The sequence below is a fragment of the Arthrobacter sp. NPDC056691 genome (genome assembly GCF_042791415.1).
GTDB lineage: Bacteria > Actinomycetota > Actinomycetes > Actinomycetales > Micrococcaceae > Arthrobacter.
The window spans coordinates 27,337-48,305 of the sequence record NZ_JBHTXX010000030.1 but is presented as its reverse complement, the minus strand read 5'-3'; the positions used below and the strand labels follow the sequence as shown (position 1 = coordinate 48,305).

Here is a 20,969-nt window from a genome sequence, read left to right as displayed (position 1 = left end):
CCCGTGGCTGGCGCCGACTCACTCCGGGAAACCGTGCCGGCGGCCGTTCCGACGTCCCGCGAGGTTCCCCGGGTCCTCGCCATCGCCGGGTCGGATCCGTCCGGCGGTGCAGGCATCCAGGCCGACCTGAAAAGCATCGCGGCCCACGGCGGCTACGGGATGGCCGCAATAACCGCCCTCACCGCCCAGAACACCACCGGCGTGCGGGGCGTGCACGTTCCACCGGCTTCCTTCCTGTCAGCGCAACTTGAGGCTGTCAGCGACGACATCCACGTGGACGCCGTGAAGATCGGCATGCTGGGCGATGAACAGGTGATTGCCGCAGTCCGCAGCTGGCTCGAAGAGGTGCGGCCCGGCGTCGTGGTTCTGGATCCGGTGATGGTGGCCACCAGCGGTGACCGCCTCCTTCAGGAGGCTGCGGAAGCAGCCCTCCGGAGATTGTTGCCGCTGGCGCATCTGATCACCCCCAACCTTCCCGAACTTGCCATGCTGCTCGGGGAACCGGAAGCCGAGGACTGGGCAGCCGCCCTGGAGCAGGGCAGGCGGCTGGCGGAGCAGACCGGTGCCACGGTCCTCGTCAAGGGCGGCCACCTGAACGGCTCAACCTGCCCGGATGCCCTCGTGAATACTGCCGGGCTGCTGTCGGCGGAGGTGGTGGAGGTTGCCGGCGAGCGGATCAGCACGCGCAACAGCCACGGCACCGGGTGCTCGCTGTCCTCGGCCATGGCCACGGCTCAGGCTCGGCTGGGCGACTGGGAAGCGGCACTGCGGGCGGTCAAGCCCTGGCTGGCCGGAGCCCTCCGCACGTCCGGGCAGCTTGAAGTCGGCACCGGCAACGGGCCGATCAACCACTTCCACCACCTGGCCCAGCCCGAACCTCAGGGCGGGTTCGCGGAACTGCTGCGCGCAGAGACTGTTGCAGACCTGGACGCCATCTATGGCCTCGGCTTCATCCGTGGCCTGGCCGACGGCACCCTGGCGGAGAAGGAATTCGCGTACTACCTCGCACAGGATGCCATCTACCTCAACGGCTACTCCCGCGTCCTGGCCAGGGCCAGCGCGCTGGCACCAACCGAGTCCGAGCAGCTGTTCTGGGCGCGCTCCGCCCAGCAATGTCTGGAGGTTGAATCGGAACTGCACCGCAACTGGCTCAGCACGCGCGCCGTGCAGACGGAGTTGGGCCCCGTCACGAAGTCCTACGTCGATCATCTGCTGGCGGCCTCCGCGGGCGGCAGCTACGCGGTGCTGGTCGCCGCGGTCCTTCCTTGCTTCTGGCTGTACGCCGAGGTGGGGGAGACCCTGCACGCCGAATACCTGGCTGCCGGGGCGCAGGCCGGGCACCCGTACGCCGAGTGGCTGCGGACGTACGCCGACGAGGAGTTCGCTGCCGCCACGCTGCAGGCCATCGAAATCGCCGACGGCGCTGGCCGGACCGCGTCCGCGGGGGAGCGCGAAGCGATGATTACCGCATTCCGGCAGTCCTGCCGGTACGAGGCGGAATTCTTCGACGCGCCGAGCCGACACAGCTGAACGGAAGCGGGGTCCGAGCCCGGTAAGATAGTCGCGCACGGCATTGGATGTCCGGAACAGCGCCCCTGTGGTGGCTATCACGGACGACCCGCCGGTGCCAGCCTCATTTGCGGCCGACGACGGAATTAGCGTATTCTGGATCTTCGGTGCTTACGCCAACACTTGGGTTATGACCCGGGATCGTCCACTCGGACTAATTCCTGGGATAGCTCACGGGTTCCCCCGGGCAATCCACGGCGTTGAGGCACAGCGAGAACCAGGCCAATTTCCGGACCCGGGTTCCGCACGCAAATTTAGTAATAAACGTCGAGAGAAGTGAGTTCCCAAGTGGTGTACGCGATTGTCCGCGCAGGCGGCCGCCAAGAGAAGGTTTCCGTTGGAGACTTCGTTACCCTGAACCGCGTCGCCGGTGGAGCTGGCAGCACCATTGAGCTGCCCGCACTGCTCCTGGTGGACGGTGACAAGGTCACCTCCGCAGCTGCGGACCTGGCCAAGGTAACTGTTACGGCTGAGATCCTCCAGGACCTCCGTGGTCCGAAGATCGTCATCCAGAAGTTCAAGAACAAGACCGGTTACAAGAAGCGCCAGGGTCACCGTCAGGAACTGACCAAGGTCAAGATCACCGGCATCAAGTAACCCACCGGTTACTGACCAGGTTCCCCGCAGTCTCAGAATTAAAGGCAGGCATTTCAAATGGCACACAAAAAAGGCGCGAGCTCCACTCGCAACGGTCGTGACTCCAACGCCCAGTACCTCGGCGTCAAGCGCTTCGGCGGCCAGGTAGTTTCCGCTGGCGAAATCATCGTCCGCCAGCGCGGCACCCACTTCCACCCCGGTGCGGGCGTTGGCCGTGGCGGCGACGACACCCTGTTCGCTCTGCAGGCAGGTGCCGTTGAATTCGGCACACGCCGCGGCCGTCGGGTCGTCAACATCGTTGCTGCTGCAGCTGCAGAGTAACAACAAGTTCTGAACCGGTGGAGCGGGCCATGATGGCTCGCTCCACTGTTCTTTTAACCGCATTACAATCGATTTGGACGTCCAGGACGGCCGGATTAAGCAATAGAGGAGATTCACGTGGCGAGCTTTGTAGACCGGGTAGTACTGCACGTATCCGGCGGTACCGGCGGCCACGGCTGTGTCTCCGTTCACCGTGAGAAGTTCAAGCCGCTCGGCGGGCCCGACGGCGGCAACGGCGGCGACGGGGGCGACGTCATCCTGCGCGTCGACGCACAGACCACCACGCTGTTGGACTACCACCACGCCCCGCACCGGCACGCCACGAACGGCGGCCCCGGCATGGGCGACTGGCGCGGCGGCAAGAACGGCGAAACGCTGGTCCTGCCCGTTCCGGAAGGTACGGTCGTCAAGACCAAGGACGGTAAGGTCCTGGCTGACCTCGTCGGCGAAGGCACTGAGTTCATCGCGGCCTCCGGCGGCCTGGGCGGCCTGGGCAACGCGGCGCTGTCTTCGCAGAAGCGCCGGGCGCCAGGCTTCGCGCTGCTCGGGATCGAGGGTGACGCCAGTGACATTGTCCTGGAGCTGAAGTCGATCGCCGACATTGCCCTGGTGGGTTTCCCCTCCGCCGGCAAGTCGAGCCTGATCGCGGCCATGTCTGCCGCCCGCCCGAAGATCGCCGACTACCCCTTCACTACTCTCATCCCGAACCTTGGCGTGGTCCAGGCCGGCGACGTCCGCTTCACCATTGCCGACGTTCCGGGACTCATCGAGGGCGCCAGCGAAGGCAAGGGCCTGGGCCACAACTTCCTCCGCCACGTCGAGCGCTGCGCGGCTTTGGTGCACGTTTTGGACTGCGGTACGCTGGAATCTGACCGAGATCCGCTCTCCGACCTCGCAATTATCGAAACCGAGCTCGAAAAGTACGCGGTGGACTCGAGCTACGCTGGTACGAACGGCGAAGTTGTTCCGCTCAATCACCGGCCCCGGCTGGTGGCACTGAACAAGGTGGACCTGCCGGACGGCAAGGACATGGCCGAGTTCGTCCGGCCGGAGCTGGAGTCCCGCGGCTACCGTGTCTTCGAAATTTCAGCCACGAGCCACGAGGGCCTGCGCCAGCTTGGCTTCGCCATGGCAGAGATCGTCAAGGCTGCCCGCGACAGCGTGGAAGCCACGCCACCGAAGGTGCACGCACCGGTACTTCGGCCCCGCGCCGTCAACGAGACCGGTTTCCGGATCCGCCGCGAGGAGAAAAACCTGGAGCCGCTGTTCCGCGTTCTGGGCGAGAAGCCCGTGCGCTGGGTCAAGCAGACGGACTTCACCAACGAGGAAGCCATTGGCTACCTTGCCGACCGCCTGGCCAAGCTTGGAGTCGAAACCGAGCTGTTCAAGCAGGGCGCCAAGCCCGGCGACACCGTGGTGATCGGTGAGGACGACGGCGTGGTGTTCGACTGGGAGCCGACCATGATGGCTGGTGCCGAGCTGCTGGCTTCGCCGCGCGGCACGGACGTCCGGTTCGCAGATATCGGAGACCGTCCTACCCGCAGCCAGAAGCGCGAAGAGCAGATCGAACGCCGCGACGCGAAGGCAGCGGCGCGGGCCGAGCTGGAAGCCGAACGCAAAGCCGGCATCTGGACCGAGTCCGTCAGCGCGCGCCGGGCTGCCCGGCCCCTCAAGGAGAGCGGACTTAACACCGAACATGAGGAGTGAACCCGCACACGTGACCGATACTTCCGCAGTTGTTATAGAGGAACCCAAGATCGACGACCGCAGCATGCTCGCCAGGGCGCGCCGCATTGTGGTCAAAGTAGGATCGTCGTCCCTTACCAGCATCAAGGGCGGAATATCGGAGGAGGCGCTCACCGGGCTTTCGGATGTGCTGGCCGCCAAGTGCAATGCGGGAACCGAGATCATCCTCGTTTCTTCCGGTGCCATTTCGGCCGGTCTCGCGCCCCTGGGCCTGGCCAAGCGTCCCCGGGACCTCGCCACGCAGCAGGCCGCGGCCAGCGTGGGGCAGGGCCTGCTGATGGCACGGTACACGCACGCCTTTGCCGCCCACGGCGTCACGGTCAGCCAGGTGCTCCTCACCGCCGACGACCTCATGCGGCGCAGCCACCACCAGAATGCATTCCGTGCCCTCAACCGGCTCCTGAATCTCGGCGTCGTACCAGTCGTCAACGAGAACGACACCGTCGCCACCCACAAGATCCGTTTCGGCGACAACGACCGCCTGTCAGCCCTCGTGGCGCACCTTGTGCGCGCCGACGCGCTGGTGCTGCTGTCCGACGTCGACTCCCTGTATGACGGCCCGCCCGCCCAGGGCGCCAAGCGGATTCCCCAAGTGGACGGTCCGGAAGACCTCGACGGCGTCTCCATCGGCAAGACCGGCAAGGCCGGCGTGGGCACCGGCGGCATGCAGACCAAGGTGGAGGCGGCCCTCATGGCCGCGGATTCGGGCATCCCGGCGCTCGTCACGTCCACCTCGAACGCCGCAGCGGCGCTGGCCGGTGATGACGTTGGAACCTGGTTCACCGTTAACGGCGCACGCAAGTCCGTCCGGATGATGTGGCTCGCCCATTTGGCCCACGTTCAGGGCCGGCTGTTCCTTGACGCCGGCGCCGTCCGGGCCGTGCGGGACAACCACACCTCGCTCCTGCCCGCCGGCATCACCTCCGTCGACGGCAGCTTCGAAAGCGGTGACGCCGTCGAAATGGTCTCCCCGGACGGTACCGTCGTCGCCCGGGGCCTGGTGAACTACTCCGCGGCGGAACTGCCGCAGATGCTCGGACGGTCCACCGTGGAGCTGGGCGAGGCCCTGGGCCGCGGGTTCGACCGTGAAGTTGTTCACGTTGACGACCTGGTTCTGGTCTAGGCGCCGGACTCGCCTAGACTTGAATGATGACTGAGGCACTGATGAACCAAGCAGCTGAGACATCCAACGACGCTACGACGGTCCCCACCCTGCCGGCAGACAGCCAGCCCACCCCGGCTGACGTCGAGGCGGCCGTCTACGCGATCGCCGACCGTTCCCGCCAGGCCGCCCGCAGCATGGGCCGCGCCAACCGGGCCTGGAAGGACAAGGCCCTGCGCGCCATCGGCAGCGCCCTGCTCGCGAACAGGCAGCAGATCCTCGCCGCCAACACCAAAGACGTGGAAGCGGGCCGCGCCAACGGCACCTCTGCCGCCCTCCTGGACCGGCTGACCCTCAGCGACACCCGCATTGCCGCCCTCGCCGCCGCCCTGGAGAACCTGGCCGGGCTGCCCGATCCCGTGGGCAATGTGGTGCGCGGACAGACCCTTCCCAACGGCCTGCGCCTGCGCCAGGTCAACGTCCCCATGGGCGTTGTGGCTGCCATTTACGAGGCCCGTCCCAACGTAACAGTGGACATCGCCGGCTTGGCGCTCAAGAGCGGCAACGCCGTGATTCTCCGCGGCGGTTCGGCGGCAGCCTCCACCAATGAGGCACTTATCCGCGTGCTGCGCGATGCACTGGAATCAGTGGGCCTGCCGGCGGATGCCGTGCAGACCGTGGACCAGTACGGCCGCGAGGGCGCCAACGTGCTCATGCGTGCCCGCGGGCGCGTCGACGTGCTGATTCCCCGCGGCGGCCGGGAACTGATCCAGACCGTCGTCAACAACTCCTCCGTGCCGGTCATCGAGACCGGCGAGGGCAATGTCCACATCTTCATCGACGAGTCAGCCAGTGAAGACATGGCGGTGGAGATCCTCCTCAACGCCAAGACACAGCGCCCCAGCGTGTGCAACACGGTGGAGACGCTGCTGGTGCACTCCGGCTCCACAGTCCTCCCAGCCGTCGCGGCGGCACTGACCAAGGCGGGCGTCAGGCTGCACGCCGATGACCGCGTTCGGGCAGCGCTCCCCGCATCAGTTGAGTCCCTGCCGGCCACTGATGACGACTGGGCCACCGAGTACATGGACCTGGACCTGGCCGTGGCCATGGTGGACAGCCTGGACGACGCCGTGAAGCACATCCGGACATGGTCGACGGGTCACACCGAAGCCATCCTGACCAACGACCTGCGAAACGCTGAGCGCTTCATCGCGGAAATCGATTCCGCTGCAGTCATCGTGAACGCGTCCACGCGGTTTACCGACGGCGGCGAGCTGGGCCTGGGTGCCGAGGTGGGCATCTCCACGCAGAAGCTTCACGCCCGCGGACCGATGGGCCTAACCGAGCTGACAACCACGAAGTGGATTGTCCAGGGCGAGGGCCAAGTCCGCTCCTGACATAGCGGTAACATTAGTAAAGAAGTCCGGACCGGCGGGAATTTCCGCCGTCGTCATCCTTTTTATTCCTAGGGGAGAAAATGCTGCTCCAGCAGATTGCCGCGTCAGTTGCCGAACACGAGGAGAGGGCGCCCCTGTGGGCCGAGCCATGGGTCTTCGGCCTCTCGATGTTTTCCATCTTCGTGGTGCTGATGTTCGTCACCCTCTCCTACGGCAACCTGGGCAAGCGCCACACCGCAGTTGATGAGCACGCAGACCCGCACCGCCAGCACCCCAACAAGCACGACCACGGCCAGGGCCACTAAGATTTCCGCCGCACTGCACCACAAGGATACGCAGCGCCGGCTGCGGCTGGGCGTGATGGGCGGAACGTTCGACCCCATCCATCACGGCCACCTTGTGGCCGCCAGCGAGGTGGCTGCCAAGTTCGGACTCGATGAAGTCGTGTTCGTGCCCACCGGCCAGCCGTGGCAGAAGTCCAGCAAGAAGGTCAGTGAGCCCGAACACCGTTATTTGATGACGGTGATTGCCACGGCGTCGAACCCCCGGTTTACCGTCAGCCGCGTGGATGTGGACCGTCCCGGCCCCACGTACACCATCGACACCCTCCGCGACCTGCGGACCCAACGGCCCGATGCCGACCTGTTCTTCATCACCGGCGCTGACGCCCTGGCGCAAATTCTGTCGTGGAAGAACATCGACGAGCTGTGGTCCCTGGCCCACTTCGTGGGAGTTACCAGGCCGGGCCATGAACTCGACGGCATGGGCCGCAAGGACGTCAGCCTGCTCGAGGTCCCCGCGATGGCGATCTCCTCAACCGACTGCCGCGCCCGCGTTGCCGCCCACAACCCCGTCTGGTACCTGGTGCCGGATGGTGTGGTGCAGTACATCGCTAAATACGGGCTCTACGCCGCACCGGCCGGGAACAGCAGCTCCGAAACTACCGAGACAAACGATCCAGCCAGCACTGAATGAGTTTGAGATGAGTCAGGAACAGCAACCGATCCGCAGCCGCCGGGAACTGCGCAAGGCCCGGGATGAAGCCTCGGCCACGAACCGGAACGCCGCCCCTCCGGGTGCCGGCGAGTCAGCCCCTGCCTCGAAACCACCTGCTTCAAAAGGTCCCGCCTCAAATCCGCCTGCTTCGAAGCGTCCGGCCCCCGCGGGCCAGGCCGCGGCAAGCCCCGGGGCGTCCGCTTCCGTAGGCGCGGACAAGACTGACGCTTCGCGTGTCGCCGCAGACAGCGGGCAGGAAGATGCCACCGGGCGCGTGCGCCGGGTAGCGCCGGGCCCCGTTGACTCCGCTCCGGCCGGTTCAGCCGCTGAGCGCTCGTCACAAATCCGTGCCCGCGACAGGGCGGCCCTGCGGACCATCAAGGAGCTTGCCGAAAAGGAAGAGCAGCTTGCCGGCGGTGGTCCGCCCACGCGCCGCCAGCTGCGGCTGATGCAACTCAAGGAACAGGCCGTTACTTCGGCAATGCCCGTTGTGCAGCCGGCCGACGGCGGTGCCTCCACCGGGAAATCGCCCGCTTCTTCGCCTGACTCTTCGCCCGGTACGGCTGGCAAGCCGACTACGACCACTGGATCCAAGTTGGCCGGTCAGCCCTCCAGCGGTCCCGGACCACGGCCCGCGACGCCGGCGGGGGACGAGCTGCCCGAGGGCATGACGGTGGAGCAGGCCCTGGAGGCGCGTGCCCTCCTCGCGGAACAGGCTAAGAATCAGATCGCCAAGATGGAGCACATCGCGGCGACCGACCCTGAAGCCGTAGATCCTGAAATCCTGGCCCAGCAGATTGCCTTGGCCGAGCGGGCCGCCGTGCTCAACAAGCGGGCCATGGCCAAGCAGAAGCTTGCTGAACAAAACACGCCGCAGCAGAGCGGACAGAATGGTCCGTCCACCGCCAGCAATCTCGCCATGGTGACGCCGCTGGAATTTGAACAGGTGCCCGGCGTCGACCGCCCCGTCATGAAGCGGCCGGCCACCTCGCATGTTCCCCTGGTGACCAACCCCGGACCGCGTGTCCCGGCCCGGGGCAACAGGGCCGCCAAGGCGTCCCGCTCGGGCGCGCCGTCCAGCGGGCGGTCGCGGGTCATCGCCCGGGCGGAAGCCGCGGCGCGCTCGGCAGCTGCGCCTCCGGCCAGCAGCCGCCAAAATGCCTGGACCGAAGAGTCCGGCGAAGACGTCACTGCTCTGCCGCCGGTGTCTGCCAAGTCCGCCTACGGGCTGGAACCCCTGGACGCAGCGACGGCCGGACTCGCCCGGGCCAACCGGCTGCGGCTGATCCAGCTCGGCGTCCTGGCGCTCGGCGCCATCGCCCTCGTTGCCGGCGTCATCATGATCATCAGCGGCCTTTCACGCTGACTTCATTCAGTCCCACCACCTACGCTTTTCATCACCACAAGGAGTCCCGTGACCGCATCCGAATCGTCCGTCACCATAGCCCGGCACGCAGCCAGGGCCGCGGCGGACAAGATCGCCCAAAACATCGTCGCCCTCGACGTCAGCGAACGCCTGGCCTTGGCGGACGTGTTCCTCATTGCCTCGGCACCCAGCGAACGCCAGGTCAACGCCATCGTCGACGGCATTGAGGAGGAACTCATCAAGCAGGACCTCCGCCCGGTCCGCCGGGAAGGCCGTTCTGCCGGCCGCTGGGTCCTGCTCGACTACGCCGACGTCGTCATCCACGTTCAGCACGAGGAGGACCGCGTCTTCTATGCCCTGGAGCGTCTCTGGAAGGACTGCCCGGTAGTGGATCTGCAGCTGGGAGACGACGCCTCGGCAAAGGCCGGTGCTGCCGCCGAGCAGGAGTAGGCCAGCGACCGAATATGCCCGATTTGGAATTTTCGGAAACGCTGTTCTAAGATATTTGAGTTGCTTCGGAGAGATCCGGACAAAAGAACGGATTCCAACGGCCCTGAGCTGAAGGTCCGAAGCAGCAAGAATACGGGGCTGTGGCGCAGCTGGTAGCGCACCTGCATGGCATGCAGGGGGTCAGGGGTTCGAGTCCCCTCAGCTCCACCGGATAATCCGCCGGAATCGTTAGATTCCGGCGGATTTTTGTTTGCCCGAAAGCAGCATTCAGCCGGCTTTTCCGGCCCGCCGGGAACGTGACGGACGCCACATGGCGTCGATTCGCATCTTGGCGGTTTCTGGACTACGCTGGTCGGGTTGCTTCGGGAAATCGCAAAGATTCCGGAGGAACGGCTTGGGGCTGTGGCGCAGCTGGTAGCGCACCTGCATGGCATGCAGGGGGTCAGGGGTTCGAGTCCCCTCAGCTCCACCAAGTAGCCGCCGGATCATGGAACAAACCATGACCCGGCGGCTTTTTCCGTTAAAGCCCGCGCTGCCGGTGCCGCGAATCTTTGACGAATCTTGGATATTCATTGGGCACGTCTTTCCCGCTTTGCCTCTAGAGTGGAGCCATGAAAACGGGAGCGGCCCTGGTGCTGTCCGTTGCAGGGATACTCGCAGCGGGCTCGGCGGCCCTTGCCGTCAATACACAGGTGCTCAGCGTTTCGCCCACCGGCACCGGAAACGCCAACGTAGTCCTCCTGCCGAACGGTTCCGTGCCTCCTGGCACCACCGCGGGTCCGAAGGCCTCGCCACCTGCGACAGGCGCGCCGGCCGGCGCACAGAAAACGGCCACTCTGGCGAAATCCAGCCCCGCAAGGCCCGGCTCCGCACAATCCGGTGCAACGGCATCAAATGCGGCCAAAGCCAATCCGGCGAAGTCCGCCCCGGCAACTGCGCCCGGGACTGTCGGCGGTTCCGCAACTGCACCGTCGTCATCGGGCCCCGGCGGCGGGTCGGCCGGCGGAGCGGTGACCGTTCAACCCGCCCCTGCCACGGGCGGCGTGGTCCCTGCTGGGCCCGGAGACGACAAGGGCGGACTCCGCAAGGCGCCGGAGCCAGGCGATGACAGCGGCGGCCACGGCGCCGACGACTGAACACCGGCGACGGAACACCGGCGGCTGATCACTGACGGCGGATCAGCGGCGTCGGGCCTGCGTTTGCTGCTGCTAATGCACCCTTTCCTGCGCACAGTTCCCTGCGCCCTGCCTGCCCTGTCGTACCGGCCTGCCCTGTCGTGCCTTCACTCTCCTGCCTGACTGGTGGGGCCCGGGAGGGCGGTTCGGGATAGGGAAAACCGCGAGGGCAACCTTGGACAAGTCTTGGATTTCCTCTGCACCCATCCTCGACGTCGAATTTCTACTGTGGAGCCATGAAAACAAAAGCAGCCCTTGCACTATCCATCGCCGGCATCCTCCTCACCGGAGGTACCGCCTTCGCCGCCACCCAGACGCTGAGCAACTCGGGCGCGGGTACCAGTGATGACGCGCCGAGCGTCCTCGTAACGGACGACTCGGCCACCAGAACCCCCGCCGTTGGCTCCGGCACGGCCACTGCAAAGACAACTGATGACACACAAGCCGACGACAAGAAGGCATCAGCGGCCAAGAAGTCGTCCAAGCCTGCCGAAGCGGGTGACGACAAGGGAGGCCAGCGAACCGCCACAGAGTCCGGCGACGACAACGGCGGAACCGCGGCAGCGCCGGCGGAGAATCCCGTCGGCAGCGGTTCGGCCTCCGTTGAACCGGGTGACGACAAGGGAGGCCTCCGGACCACCCCGGAGCCCGGCGACGACAACGGCGGTCTCCGCTCAGACCAGGCACGGGTTGCGGAACCCGGTGACGACCACGGTGGACTGCGGACGACTCCCGAGGCCGGCGACGACAAGGGCGGGGACCGGAAGGCCGCTGAGCCCGGCGACGACAGCGGTGGCAGCGGCGGCCACGGCAGCGACGACTGAGAAACGAGACAACCAACCCAACAGCCCGGAAGGTCCTCCTGCACCTTGGCGTCCAGGAGGACCTCCATGTGCCTGGGCCGGACGGCGCCTAGGATGTACACGTGGAGCGGATAACGAGCCGGGGGAGCGGCACTTTTGAGCGGTGACACTTTTGGGCGGTGACACGACCCGGAACGCCGACGTCGTGGTCATCGGCGCCGGGCAGGCAGGTCTCTCTGCCGCCTTCCACCTGGCCCGCCGTGGCTTTACCCCCGCCCCGGCCCGAGAACAGCCGGCGGACGTGGAGCAGCCAGCGACGGCAGCCGGTCCGGGACGGACCTACGCGGTGCTGGACGCCGAGGACGGGCCCGGCGGAGCGTGGCGCCACCGCTGGAAAAGCCTGCTGATGGCCACGGTGAACGGCATCAGCGACCTTCCCGGAATACCGCAGCCGGACGTCGACCCAACAGAGCCGAGTTCCGCCTTCCTCAGCCGCTACTTCGCCGCCTACGAACGGCAGGTCGGCCTGTCCGTGGAACGGCCCGTCAAGGTGCTCGCCGTCGAACGCGAAGATGCTGATCCGGGCGGGCGGCTAAAGATCACCACGTCCGACGGCGGTTGGACGGCCCGAGCGGTCATCAACGCCACCGGAACCTGGACCAGGCCGTTCTGGCCGATCTATCCGGGCCAGTTCACGTTCGGGGGCCGTCAGTTGCATGTGGCTGACTATGTGTCCGCGGAGGAGTTCCGGGGCCTGCACGTCATCGTTGTGGGCGGCGGGATTTCCGCCGTCGGGCTGCTGGACGAAATCTCCAAGGTCACCTGGACGAGCTGGTTCACGCGCCGGGAGCCGGTATGGCGGGAGGGGTTCGACCGGCAGGCCGGGCACGCCGCCGTCGCCCTCGTGGAAGACCGCGTACGGCAGGGACTGCCGCCGCAAAGCGTCGTGGCGGCTACCGGGCTCATCTGGACTCCGGCGCTCCGGGCGGCAGCCGCGCGCGGCGTGCTGGACCGGCGGCCGATGTTCACCGCGATAGAACCCGGCGGCGTCCGGCTGGCGGACGGCGGGTTCCTCGCGGAGGACGTGATCCTGTGGGCCACCGGCTTCCGTGCCGAACTGGAACATCTGGCGCCGCTGCATCTGCGGGGACCAGGCGGCGGGATCGCCATGGAAGGAACGCAGGTGGCGGCGGAGCCCCGGGTGCATCTGGTGGGCTACGGCCCGTCGTCGTCCACCATCGGCGCAAACCGCGCAGGCCGTGCCGCGGTGACGGAAATCCTCCAACTCCTGGCGGCCCCCGCGGGCGCGACGGATCCACGGTAGATTTGCACAGGCGGATTTCTGCCCCGGTAACGTAAGCAACCGGCAACAAGCAAGGAAGAGGCGGCGGCAACACGTGACTGAAAACGGTCTTGGCCAGGTACTGGGCTTGCTTCGAAGGCACCCGGATGTCGAGGCCGCCAACCTTCAGGCGTGGGACGCCACCGACTCGCTCCTCCTGGAGGCGGCGTCGGGTCTGCTCACCCCGGACAGCACGGTTGCCGTCATCGGGGACAACTACGGGGCGCTCACGCTCGGGCTGCTGGCCGGCGGTGCCGGCCAGGTGCCGGCCGAGGTGAAGGTGCACCAGGACCTGGTTACGGGGGAGCGGGCGCTCCGCAACAATGCGGCAGCGCTGGGAGTTGCGGCAGGCTTTGCCCCGTTGCCGCTCGGCGCCGAACTGCTGACCGGCGCGGACCTGGTGCTGCTGCAGCTTCCGAGGACGCTCGCCGAACTCGAGGAGATCTGCGACGCCGTTGCCCGGCACGCTCCTGCAGGCGCCGTCCTGATTGCCGGCGGCCGGGTCAAGCACATGTCACTGGGCATGAATGCCGTGCTGGGCAAGCACTTCGGTAAGGTCCAGCCGCAGCTGGCCCGGCAAAAATCACGGCTTCTCATTGCCTCCGGCCCGAAACGGGCGGAGGCAATCCCGCCGTACCCAGTGACGGAACACAACGCCGAACTCGATCTCGACATCTGCGCACACGGTGCCGTTTTCGCAGGCACCCGCCTGGATATTGGAACCCGCTTCCTGCTGTCGTTCCTGCCGGAGATCCCCGCCGCCGCCACGGCCGTGGACCTGGGTTGCGGCACCGGGATCCTGGCAGCAATGTATGCGCGCCGGCACCCCGGAGCCGCGGTGATCGCCACGGACCGGTCCGCGGCCGCTGTGGCCTCGGCAAGGGCGACTGCCCGGGCCAACGGCCTGGCCGCCAGCATCACGGCCGTCCAGGATGATGCAATGAGCACCCTTCCGGCCGGAAGCGCGGACCTGATCCTCCTGAACCCGCCGTTCCACCTCGGCTCCAGCGTCCACGCCGGCGCGGGGCTGAAGCTCTTCGAAGCGGCGGGCCGGGTGCTGGCGCCCGGAGGCCAGCTCTGGACAGTATTCAACAGCCACCTTCGCTATGTGCCGGCGCTGGAGCGGCTGGTTGGTCCCACCACGGTGCGGGGCCGGAATCCCAAATTCACCGTGTCCGCCAGCGTCAGGCGGGCCGCCGGATGAGCGCCGACAGCCGCCGTCGAACCACCCAGTGCCGCCGTGCGCGTGGGGCGTACCCGTTACCCGGGGCGTAACGTACGATTCAGACATTGATAGTGGCCAACAGCAGATGATAGGGGAATCCTTGACCGAGATCCGCCAGCCCTCGCCGAGGCGCGGAACCAACCTGCCCCGCATGGGCGACTTCAACCTGACTGTCATTCTTGATGCGATCCGCCGTGCCGCTGCAGGGCTCAGCCGCGTGGAACTGGCCCAGATCGTGGGACTGTCCCCGCAAACCATTTCAAACATCTCCCGCCGCCTGCTGGACCAGAACCTCATTGTCGAGGCGGGCAAAGAGGGCAGCGGGCCCGGCAAGCCACGGACCATTCTTCGCCTGAATCCCGCCGGCATGTATGCGGTGGGTGTGCACCTGGACCCTGCCGTGGCCACGTTCGTCGTCCTGGATCTGTTGGGCGCAGTGGTCCAGCATTCGAGCGTGAAAACGCCGGACAGCTCCCGGCCCGAGGCTGTCATTACCGCCATCGCCGCCGAAATCGACAAACTGATCGAGGCCTCGGGCGTGGACCGCGCCAAGATTGCCGGCCTGGGCGTCGCGGCTCCCGGCCCCATCGACCATGACAACGGCACAGTGGTGGAGCCGCCGCTCCTTGACGGCTGGGACAGTGTGCCGCTGCGGGATGCGCTGGCCGAGGCCACAGGCCTGTCCGTGCTGATGGACAAGGACGTCACCAGCGCCGCGGTCGCCGAAACCTGGGCCGGCGGGGCCAGCGGTGCCGGCAGCTTTGTTTTCATGTACATGGGCACCGGCATCGGCTGCGGCATCGTCCTCAATGACGAGGTGGTCCGCGGCACGTCGGGCAACGCCGGCGAGATCGGCCACATCATCGTTGACCCGGACGGAGCCCCCTGCGACTGCGGGCTGCGCGGCTGCGTCAAGTCCACGTGCATTCCCCAGGTCCTCGTCGCGCAGGCCCAGGCCGCCGGCATCCTGGCTGAGCCCGGCACGGCCACCAGCGGCCCTGCGGTCCAGGAACGGTTTGCCATGCTCTGCGAGGCTGCCGACGCCGGAAACAGTGCAGCGGCGGCCATCATCGACAAGTCCGCTGAACTCGTGGCCCGGGCGGCGTCTGCGGTGGCCAACACCCTGGACGTGGACCGTGTGGTATTTGGCGGGCCCTTCTGGCCGCTGCTGTCCGGACGCTACCTGGAGAAGATCCCGGGCCTGATCCAGCAAAGCAGCGACGCCGGCAACATCCACCCGGTCGAAGTGGTGGGCACAGGCGTGGGGCAGGATGTGGGAGCCGTGGGTGCTGCCTGCCTGGTCCTTGAGCACACCCTTGCGCCCCGGGCCCAGCGGCTGCTTCTTGAGGGCTGAGCCTGCCAGCGGACCAAGGCCGCCCGTAGGCTAAGCCTCAGTCGATGTCTTCGAGGATCGTCCCGTAGGGAATCGTGTCGTCGAGGTGTGCCTGGTGTCCCCGGGGAACAAAGAGCACCCGGACGCCATGCAGCTGGTCCGCTGCCGACTGAAGAAGAACCGGACGGACCATGTCAACGAAGCTCGGGTCCTTGCCGACGAGGTATTCCTCATAACTGGCTGGTAGCTGGATCATGGCATCAGGATAGACCTCTTCATGCGACAAGGGGAGGGAGGCCAAGCGGGCCTGCCTGCGCCCCCTCCCCGTTGTCCGGACGCTCGGGCTGATCAGTAGCCGGGCTGAACAGTCGGCTTATCAGTAGCCGGGCTGCTGGCTGGCCCGGACGTTCCGGTGGCAACCTCAGCCTGGTCCGTCTTCGCGTAGACGGTCTTGCTGACCTGGTAGGCATGCGTGTCCAGCTTGAGCGCCTCCTGGTTGATTTCGTTCAGCTTGGCATCGGTAAGCTGTTCGATCTTGGCGAGCTCCAGCGTCTCCTGGTTGTCGCCGCCCACAGCGGTCACCTTCACCAGGCCCGTTCCAGCCGAGTAGAACTTCCGCTGGTGGCCTACTGCCGGTTCCAGCGGGTTCCGTTCGTCAATCACCAGCACATCGTCATAGCAGCCAGTGGGGACGCACACATGGTCGTTCTGCTTGAAGACCTGCCCGCAGTCCAGGAAGTCGACGCTCGCCGCATGGGCCTGGACGTAACTGGGCGTGCTGGTCTGGGGGTCTGCCTGCATGGCGATGCCGGCCTGTGCCTCATCCAGGCTATGGATGAAGGTGGCGGGAGCACCGGTGAACTTACCGTTTTCATATTCCTCGGGGTATTCACCAAAGAGCCAGACGGTGCCGCTGTTGGTCTGGGCGAAGAAGGCAAGTTCGGATTCCACGAGCTCGTCGCCGGCGTAGTCCCGGTCCCACATCACCTGGGTCTTTACCCCGTCGATGACCTTGGTCAGTCCCGTCACCGTATGCACCACGGTACGTTTAATGTCTCCTTCTGCACTCTTGACGTCTCCCGTGGTGCTGTACTGCATGCCCGGCTTGAGCGGGAACCATTTGTTGTCCACGTTGGGGGACGGCTGGAACTGGGAGATGTCAAAATTGATCGCGGACCCCGGACCGCAGAGCTCGTCCGCGCCGGCTGTCCCGGTCGCGCCGGCAGAGGCCGAGCCCGAAGCAGTCGCCGAGGCCGACGTCGCTGTCGGTGAGGCGGCCCCGGAGGTGGCCGGCGGAGCGGTGTTGTTCTGCGCTGCGCAGGATGTCACGGTGGTCAGCGCCAGGAGGAGCACGAGGGCGGAGCCCGGGGCGGACGGTGGTTTGTGAAGCTGGAACATCTCGATGGCCTTTCGCCGTGGGGATTTCTGGCTTCCAGCAACTCCACCGCGCCGTCAGTGCCGTGCCCGGTCCGCAGCGGAACGCTGGCAAACCGCGCCCTGCCAGCGGGCGAATCTCGGGACGGTGCGACGCAGGCCGTGCGATGGGCGCGGATAATGTTCTCTCGGGACGATTCACCGAGGAAGAACCAGAAGGAGCATTCAGCCTCCTCAACCTGAGACCTTGCCGAATCCGATACGACGTGACAAAAGGATGGACTAATTTCCGTGGTTTGAAAAGGGCCTCGGGGGGCCTTGCCCGGCCGGTTCGCTGTGGCCAAACACCGTCAGGGCCCCCTCGGGCGAAGATAATTCTGAACGGGCAATCCAATCTGGCGTAAAGCAGCGTCTTAATTCGGCGTCAACTTGAAGGCGTGCCCGGACGGCTTCTAGAGTTCTTTACAAGTTACCGAGGTAACGTGTCAGCGATCCTCCGCTGCGGTGAGCCGCCTGCCGGCCGCCAAGGAGGGTGTGGGTGCCCCCATGTGGGCCTGACATTTGCTCACGGTGGACTTCTTTACAGGCGTAACAGTCGCGGCTGCGCCCTGCCGAAGTCCGTCCCGTGTTCCCCAAACTCAATTCATTGACCGCATGCTGCAGGGGCTTCCCGCCACCGCAGCGCAGCCTTCAATGGCCCATAGCCAAGGACGCAAATGTCACCGCCAAGCCTTATAGACACACACCCAAATCTCTCCGACACCGCACCGGTGGCGCTCTCCTATGAGCTGTTCCCGCCGCGTTCGCCTGCTGCCGCCGAGACCCTGTGGACCACCATCCGGGAACTGGAAGCGACCGACCCCGACTACGTGTCGGTCACCTACGGTGCCAGCGGCTCCAACCGGGACACCGCCGTCGAACTCATCAACCGCCTGGTGCTGGAGACCACCCTCCGCCCGCTTGCCCACCTGACCTGTGTTGGGAACACGCCGACGGAGCTCGCGGAAATCATCGGTGAACTGCTCGACGCCGGCGTCCGCGGCATCCTCGCGCTCCGCGGGGACCTGCCCAAGGACAGCGGCGAACCGGTCAGCGGCTCCCTGCGCTACGCCCAGGACCTGATTGAGCTCATCCGCCGGGTGGAGCAGCGGCGTTCCGCCCTGCTGTGCGCCGGAAAGGTTGCCGTTGGTGTGGCGGCCTACCCGACGCGGCACCCGGAATCGCCGAGCGAGGCGCATGACGTCGAGGTGCTGCTCGCCAAGCAGCGGTCAGGTGCCGACTTCGCGATCACCCAGGTGTTCTTCCACACCGACCAGTATGCGGACCTCCTCACCAGGGCCCGCAGGGCCGGCGTCACCATCCCGATCATCCCCGGTGTCATGCCGCTCACCAGCCTCCGCAGGCTCAAGCGCCTTGGCGAGCTGACCGGCGTCGAGCCCGCACCCGAGCTCATCGAGCGGATGGCCGCGGCGGATACCGACGCCGAACGGCTCCAAATCGGCGTCAGCGCAACGGTGGATCTGGCCAACGCGGCCCTGGACGCCGGTGCACCCGGACTCCACATTTACACGTTCAACGAGCACCAGAGCGCGCTGGAGGTGCTGGACAAGCTGTCGCTCGCCCGGCCGGCCCGCTCCATGAGTCGCCTGAACGCGCTGGCCCGGCGCCAGCTCGCCAGCTGACCGCACTCCTCCCCGAGACATTCAGAGCTTTCCCAACGATTCAAGGAAATTCACATGACTGAACAGACTCCCGTGCAGAGCACGCCCTTCCCGTCCGCGTCCATCCTCGGCTACCCGCGCATTGGCCGCCGCCGCGAACTGAAGAAGGCCGTGGAAGCGTACTGGGCCGGCAAGATCGACGCCGCTGCCCTGGACGCCGCCGCCAAGGAAATCCAGCTGGGCACCGCCAAGCGCCTGCAGGGCCTCGGACTCACCGAAGCCGCCGCGGTTCCGGGCACGTTCTCCTTTTATGACCAGGTGCTCGACGCCGCCGCCCACGTCGGTGCCGTTCCCGCCCGTTTCGGCAACCTCCTCAACGCTGAGGGACAGCTGGACATCGACGGCTACTTCACGCTGGCCCGCGGCAACAAGGAAGAGCAGCCGCTGGAAATGACCAAGTGGTTCGACACCAACTACCACTACCTCGTGCCGGAAATCGGCCCGGAGACCAACTTTGCGCTCACGTCCAACCGGATCGTTGAAGAGTTCGAATACGCCCTCGCCAACGGCGTGGAGACCCGCCCGTACATCGTTGGCCCGGTCACCTTCCTGCTCCTGAGCAAGGCTTCCGACGACGCCCCCGCCGGCTTCAGCCCGCTGTCCCGCCTCGAGGACGTCCTGCCGGTCTACACCGCGCTGCTCGGGAAGCTGGCAGCTGCCGGCGCCAGCTGGGTCCAGCTGGACGAGCCTGCCCTGGTTGTGGACCAGGACACCTCCGCCGAGGAAATCCAGGCTGCCGTTGCACGTTCGTACGAGGTCCTTGCCGTTGCGGCCAGCCGCCCGCAGCTGTTCGTCTCCACGCCGTACGGCGCACTGAACGGCCAGCTCGGCACCCTCGCCGCCACCGGCATCGACGCCCTGCACATTGACGTCTTCAAAGGTGAGGTTCCCTCCGCGGCGGCACTGGCTGCGCTGGGCACCAAGACCCTCGTGGCCGGCGTCGTGGACGGCCACAACATCTGGCGCAATGACCTGCAGGCCTCGGCCAACAAGATCGCCGAGCTGCAGAAGTCGGTGGCCAAGCTGGCCATCAGCACCTCCACTTCCACCCAGCACGTCCCGCACGACGTCGAGGAAGAGGCCCAGCTGTCCGAGCAGCTCCGCAGCTGGCTGGCATTCGCCGACCAGAAGGCCGTGGAAGTTGTGACCCTCGCCGGTCTGCTGACCGACGCCGATGCCGTCCAGCCGGCCATCGACGAGGCCACCCGCGTCATCGCTTCCCGCGCCGCCGCCGAAGGTGTCCGGCGTGCCGACGTCCGCGCCCGCACCGCCGCCCTGACCCCGGCCGACTTCAACCGCTCCGAGTACGCGGTCCGCGAAGCCGCCCAGGAAGAGGCCCTGCACCTGCCGCCGCTGCCCACCACCACCATCGGCTCCTTCCCGCAGACGTCCGAAATCCGTTCGGCCCGTGCCCGCAACAACAAGGGCGACCTCACCAACGAGCAGTACGAGAAGCTCATGAAGGACGAGATCAAGCGCGTCGTCGACCTGCAGGAAGAGCTCGGCTACGACGTCCTGGTGCACGGCGAGCCCGAGCGCAACGACATGGTCCAGTACTTCGCCGAGAACCTCGAAGGCTTCGACGTCACGGTCCACGGCTGGGTCCAGTCCTACGGTTCACGCTGCACCCGCCCGTCCATCCTCTGGGGCGATGTCACCCGCAGCGCCCCCATCACGGTGGCGTGGGCGGAATACGCCCAGTCGCTGACCAGCAAGCCGATGAAGGGCATGCTCACCGGCCCGGTCACCATCCTGGCCTGGTCCTTCGTCCGCGACGACCAGCCGCTGGGTGAGACCGCCAACCAGGTTGGCCTGGCCCTGCGCGACGAAATCGCCGACCTTGAAGCCGCCGGCATTAAGATCATCCAGGTTGACGAGCCTGCCCTGCGCGAACTCCTCCCGCTGCGCAAGGCCGACCAGCCTGCGTACCTGGACTGGTCCGTCAACTCCTTCCGTCTGGCCACCGCCGGTGCGGCTGACGCCACGCAGATCCACACCCACCTGTGCTACTCCGAGTTCGGTGTGATCATCGACGCGATCGACGGCCTGGACGCCGACGTGACCTCGATCGAAGCAGCCCGCTCCCGCATGGAGGTCGTCCATGACCTCGAGTCCCACGGCTTCGGCCGCGGCGTCGGACCCGGCGTGTACGACATCCACTCGCCGCGCGTTCCGGGCGAGCAGGAAGTCACCGAACTGCTGAGCACCGCCGTGAAGCACGTTCCGTCCCGCCAGCTCTGGGTCAACCCGGACTGCGGCCTGAAGACCCGCGGCTACGCCGAGACCGAAGAGTCCCTGCGCAACCTGGTCGCGGCCACCAGGACGGTCCGCGCGGAACTGCTGGAAGCTGCCAAGTAGCAAAAGCAGTGCGAACGAACCGGCGCCCGGCACCGAAAGGTGACGGGCGCCGTCGTTAGTTAATCAGTGTTTACAATTACCAGACCAAATCGTC

Annotated in this window: 19 protein-coding genes and 2 tRNA genes; 19 read left to right on the top strand and 2 right to left on the bottom strand. The window is 66.4% G+C overall.

What is annotated here, in order from left to right; all coding sequences use genetic code 11:
• Window positions 1–3 precede the first annotated feature (3 nt).
• From thiD to ACFRAU_RS19980, 17 genes are all read left to right on the top strand, one after another.
• Window positions 4–1,530 carry a bifunctional hydroxymethylpyrimidine kinase/phosphomethylpyrimidine kinase gene (gene thiD, locus ACFRAU_RS20060; protein WP_378001211.1) on the top strand — a complete coding sequence of 509 codons (1,527 nt, stop codon included), beginning with the start codon at window positions 4–6 and terminating at the stop codon, window positions 1,528–1,530.
• 327 nt (window positions 1,531–1,857) lie between these two features.
• A complete protein-coding gene (gene rplU / locus ACFRAU_RS20055) occupies window positions 1,858–2,166 on the top strand; it encodes a 50S ribosomal protein L21 (RefSeq protein ID WP_003803420.1) in 309 nt (102 codons plus the stop codon).
• Window positions 2,167–2,223: 57 nt separating this feature from the next.
• Window positions 2,224–2,487, top strand: a complete 264-nt coding sequence (rpmA, locus tag ACFRAU_RS20050; RefSeq protein WP_003803426.1) for a 50S ribosomal protein L27 — start codon at window positions 2,224–2,226, stop codon at window positions 2,485–2,487.
• A 117-nt stretch (window positions 2,488–2,604) separates the two neighbouring features.
• Entirely contained in the window at window positions 2,605–4,194 is a 1,590-nt protein-coding gene (gene obgE / locus ACFRAU_RS20045) for a GTPase ObgE (RefSeq protein ID WP_377997862.1), read from the top strand.
• A 64-nt stretch (window positions 4,195–4,258) separates the two neighbouring features.
• A complete protein-coding gene (gene proB, locus ACFRAU_RS20040) occupies window positions 4,259–5,356 on the top strand; it encodes a glutamate 5-kinase (protein WP_377997878.1) in 1,098 nt (365 codons plus the stop codon).
• Window positions 5,357–5,382: 26 nt separating this feature from the next.
• A complete protein-coding gene (locus tag ACFRAU_RS20035) occupies window positions 5,383–6,732 on the top strand; it encodes a glutamate-5-semialdehyde dehydrogenase (RefSeq protein WP_378001197.1) in 1,350 nt (449 codons plus the stop codon).
• An 80-nt stretch (window positions 6,733–6,812) separates the two neighbouring features.
• Window positions 6,813–7,037: a hypothetical protein gene (locus ACFRAU_RS20030; protein WP_377997864.1), complete on the top strand. Its 225-nt coding sequence runs from the start codon at window positions 6,813–6,815 to the stop codon at window positions 7,035–7,037.
• Window positions 6,976–7,707 carry a nicotinate-nucleotide adenylyltransferase gene (nadD, locus tag ACFRAU_RS20025; RefSeq protein ID WP_377997865.1) on the top strand — a complete coding sequence of 244 codons (732 nt, stop codon included), beginning with the start codon at window positions 6,976–6,978 and terminating at the stop codon, window positions 7,705–7,707. The genes ACFRAU_RS20030 and nadD overlap by 62 nt, the downstream gene beginning before the upstream one ends.
• Window positions 7,708–7,714: 7 nt before the next feature.
• Window positions 7,715–9,094 (top strand): hypothetical protein, encoded by a 1,380-nt coding sequence (locus ACFRAU_RS20020; RefSeq protein WP_378001196.1) that lies wholly within the window; start codon window positions 7,715–7,717, stop codon window positions 9,092–9,094.
• Between the two features lie 48 nt (window positions 9,095–9,142).
• Entirely contained in the window at window positions 9,143–9,544 is a 402-nt protein-coding gene (rsfS, locus tag ACFRAU_RS20015; protein WP_377997867.1) for a ribosome silencing factor, read from the top strand.
• Window positions 9,545–9,678: 134 nt separating this feature from the next.
• Window positions 9,679–9,751: transfer RNA gene (locus ACFRAU_RS20010), tRNA-Ala, on the top strand.
• A 189-nt stretch (window positions 9,752–9,940) separates the two neighbouring features.
• A tRNA-Ala gene (locus tag ACFRAU_RS20005) sits at window positions 9,941–10,016 on the top strand.
• Window positions 10,017–10,155: 139 nt separating this feature from the next.
• Window positions 10,156–10,680 carry a hypothetical protein gene (locus tag ACFRAU_RS20000; protein WP_378001195.1) on the top strand — a complete coding sequence of 175 codons (525 nt, stop codon included), beginning with the start codon at window positions 10,156–10,158 and terminating at the stop codon, window positions 10,678–10,680.
• 275 nt (window positions 10,681–10,955) lie between these two features.
• Complete coding sequence (locus tag ACFRAU_RS19995) at window positions 10,956–11,543, top strand: hypothetical protein (protein ID WP_378001194.1); 588 nt, start codon at window positions 10,956–10,958, stop codon at window positions 11,541–11,543.
• 142 nt (window positions 11,544–11,685) lie between these two features.
• Entirely contained in the window at window positions 11,686–12,846 is a 1,161-nt protein-coding gene (locus tag ACFRAU_RS19990) for an NAD(P)-binding domain-containing protein (protein ID WP_378001193.1), read from the top strand.
• A gap of 73 nt (window positions 12,847–12,919) precedes the next feature.
• Window positions 12,920–14,068: a class I SAM-dependent methyltransferase gene (locus tag ACFRAU_RS19985; protein ID WP_378001192.1), complete on the top strand. Its 1,149-nt coding sequence runs from the start codon at window positions 12,920–12,922 to the stop codon at window positions 14,066–14,068.
• A gap of 121 nt (window positions 14,069–14,189) precedes the next feature.
• Complete coding sequence (locus tag ACFRAU_RS19980) at window positions 14,190–15,443, top strand: ROK family protein (protein WP_377997872.1); 1,254 nt, start codon at window positions 14,190–14,192, stop codon at window positions 15,441–15,443.
• A 37-nt stretch (window positions 15,444–15,480) separates the two neighbouring features.
• On the opposite strand, the gene ACFRAU_RS19975 is transcribed toward ACFRAU_RS19980, so the two are convergent.
• Window positions 15,481–15,678, bottom strand: coding sequence for a hypothetical protein (locus ACFRAU_RS19975; protein ID WP_377997873.1), 198 nt, complete (start codon window positions 15,676–15,678; stop codon window positions 15,481–15,483).
• A gap of 92 nt (window positions 15,679–15,770) precedes the next feature.
• A complete protein-coding gene (locus ACFRAU_RS19970; protein ID WP_377997874.1) occupies window positions 15,771–16,820 on the bottom strand; it encodes a hypothetical protein in 1,050 nt (349 codons plus the stop codon).
• A 692-nt stretch (window positions 16,821–17,512) separates the two neighbouring features.
• Between ACFRAU_RS19970 and ACFRAU_RS19965 the strand changes: the two genes are divergently transcribed.
• Both ACFRAU_RS19965 and metE read left to right on the top strand, forming a co-directional pair.
• Window positions 17,513–18,478 (top strand): methylenetetrahydrofolate reductase, encoded by a 966-nt coding sequence (locus ACFRAU_RS19965; RefSeq protein WP_378001191.1) that lies wholly within the window; start codon window positions 17,513–17,515, stop codon window positions 18,476–18,478.
• Window positions 18,479–18,532: 54 nt separating this feature from the next.
• The gene (gene metE / locus ACFRAU_RS19960) at window positions 18,533–20,875 is read left to right on the top strand and encodes a 5-methyltetrahydropteroyltriglutamate--homocysteine S-methyltransferase (RefSeq protein WP_378001190.1); all 2,343 of its coding nucleotides are present in this window, start codon (window positions 18,533–18,535) and stop codon (window positions 20,873–20,875) included.
• Window positions 20,876–20,969: the final 94 nt, after the last annotated feature.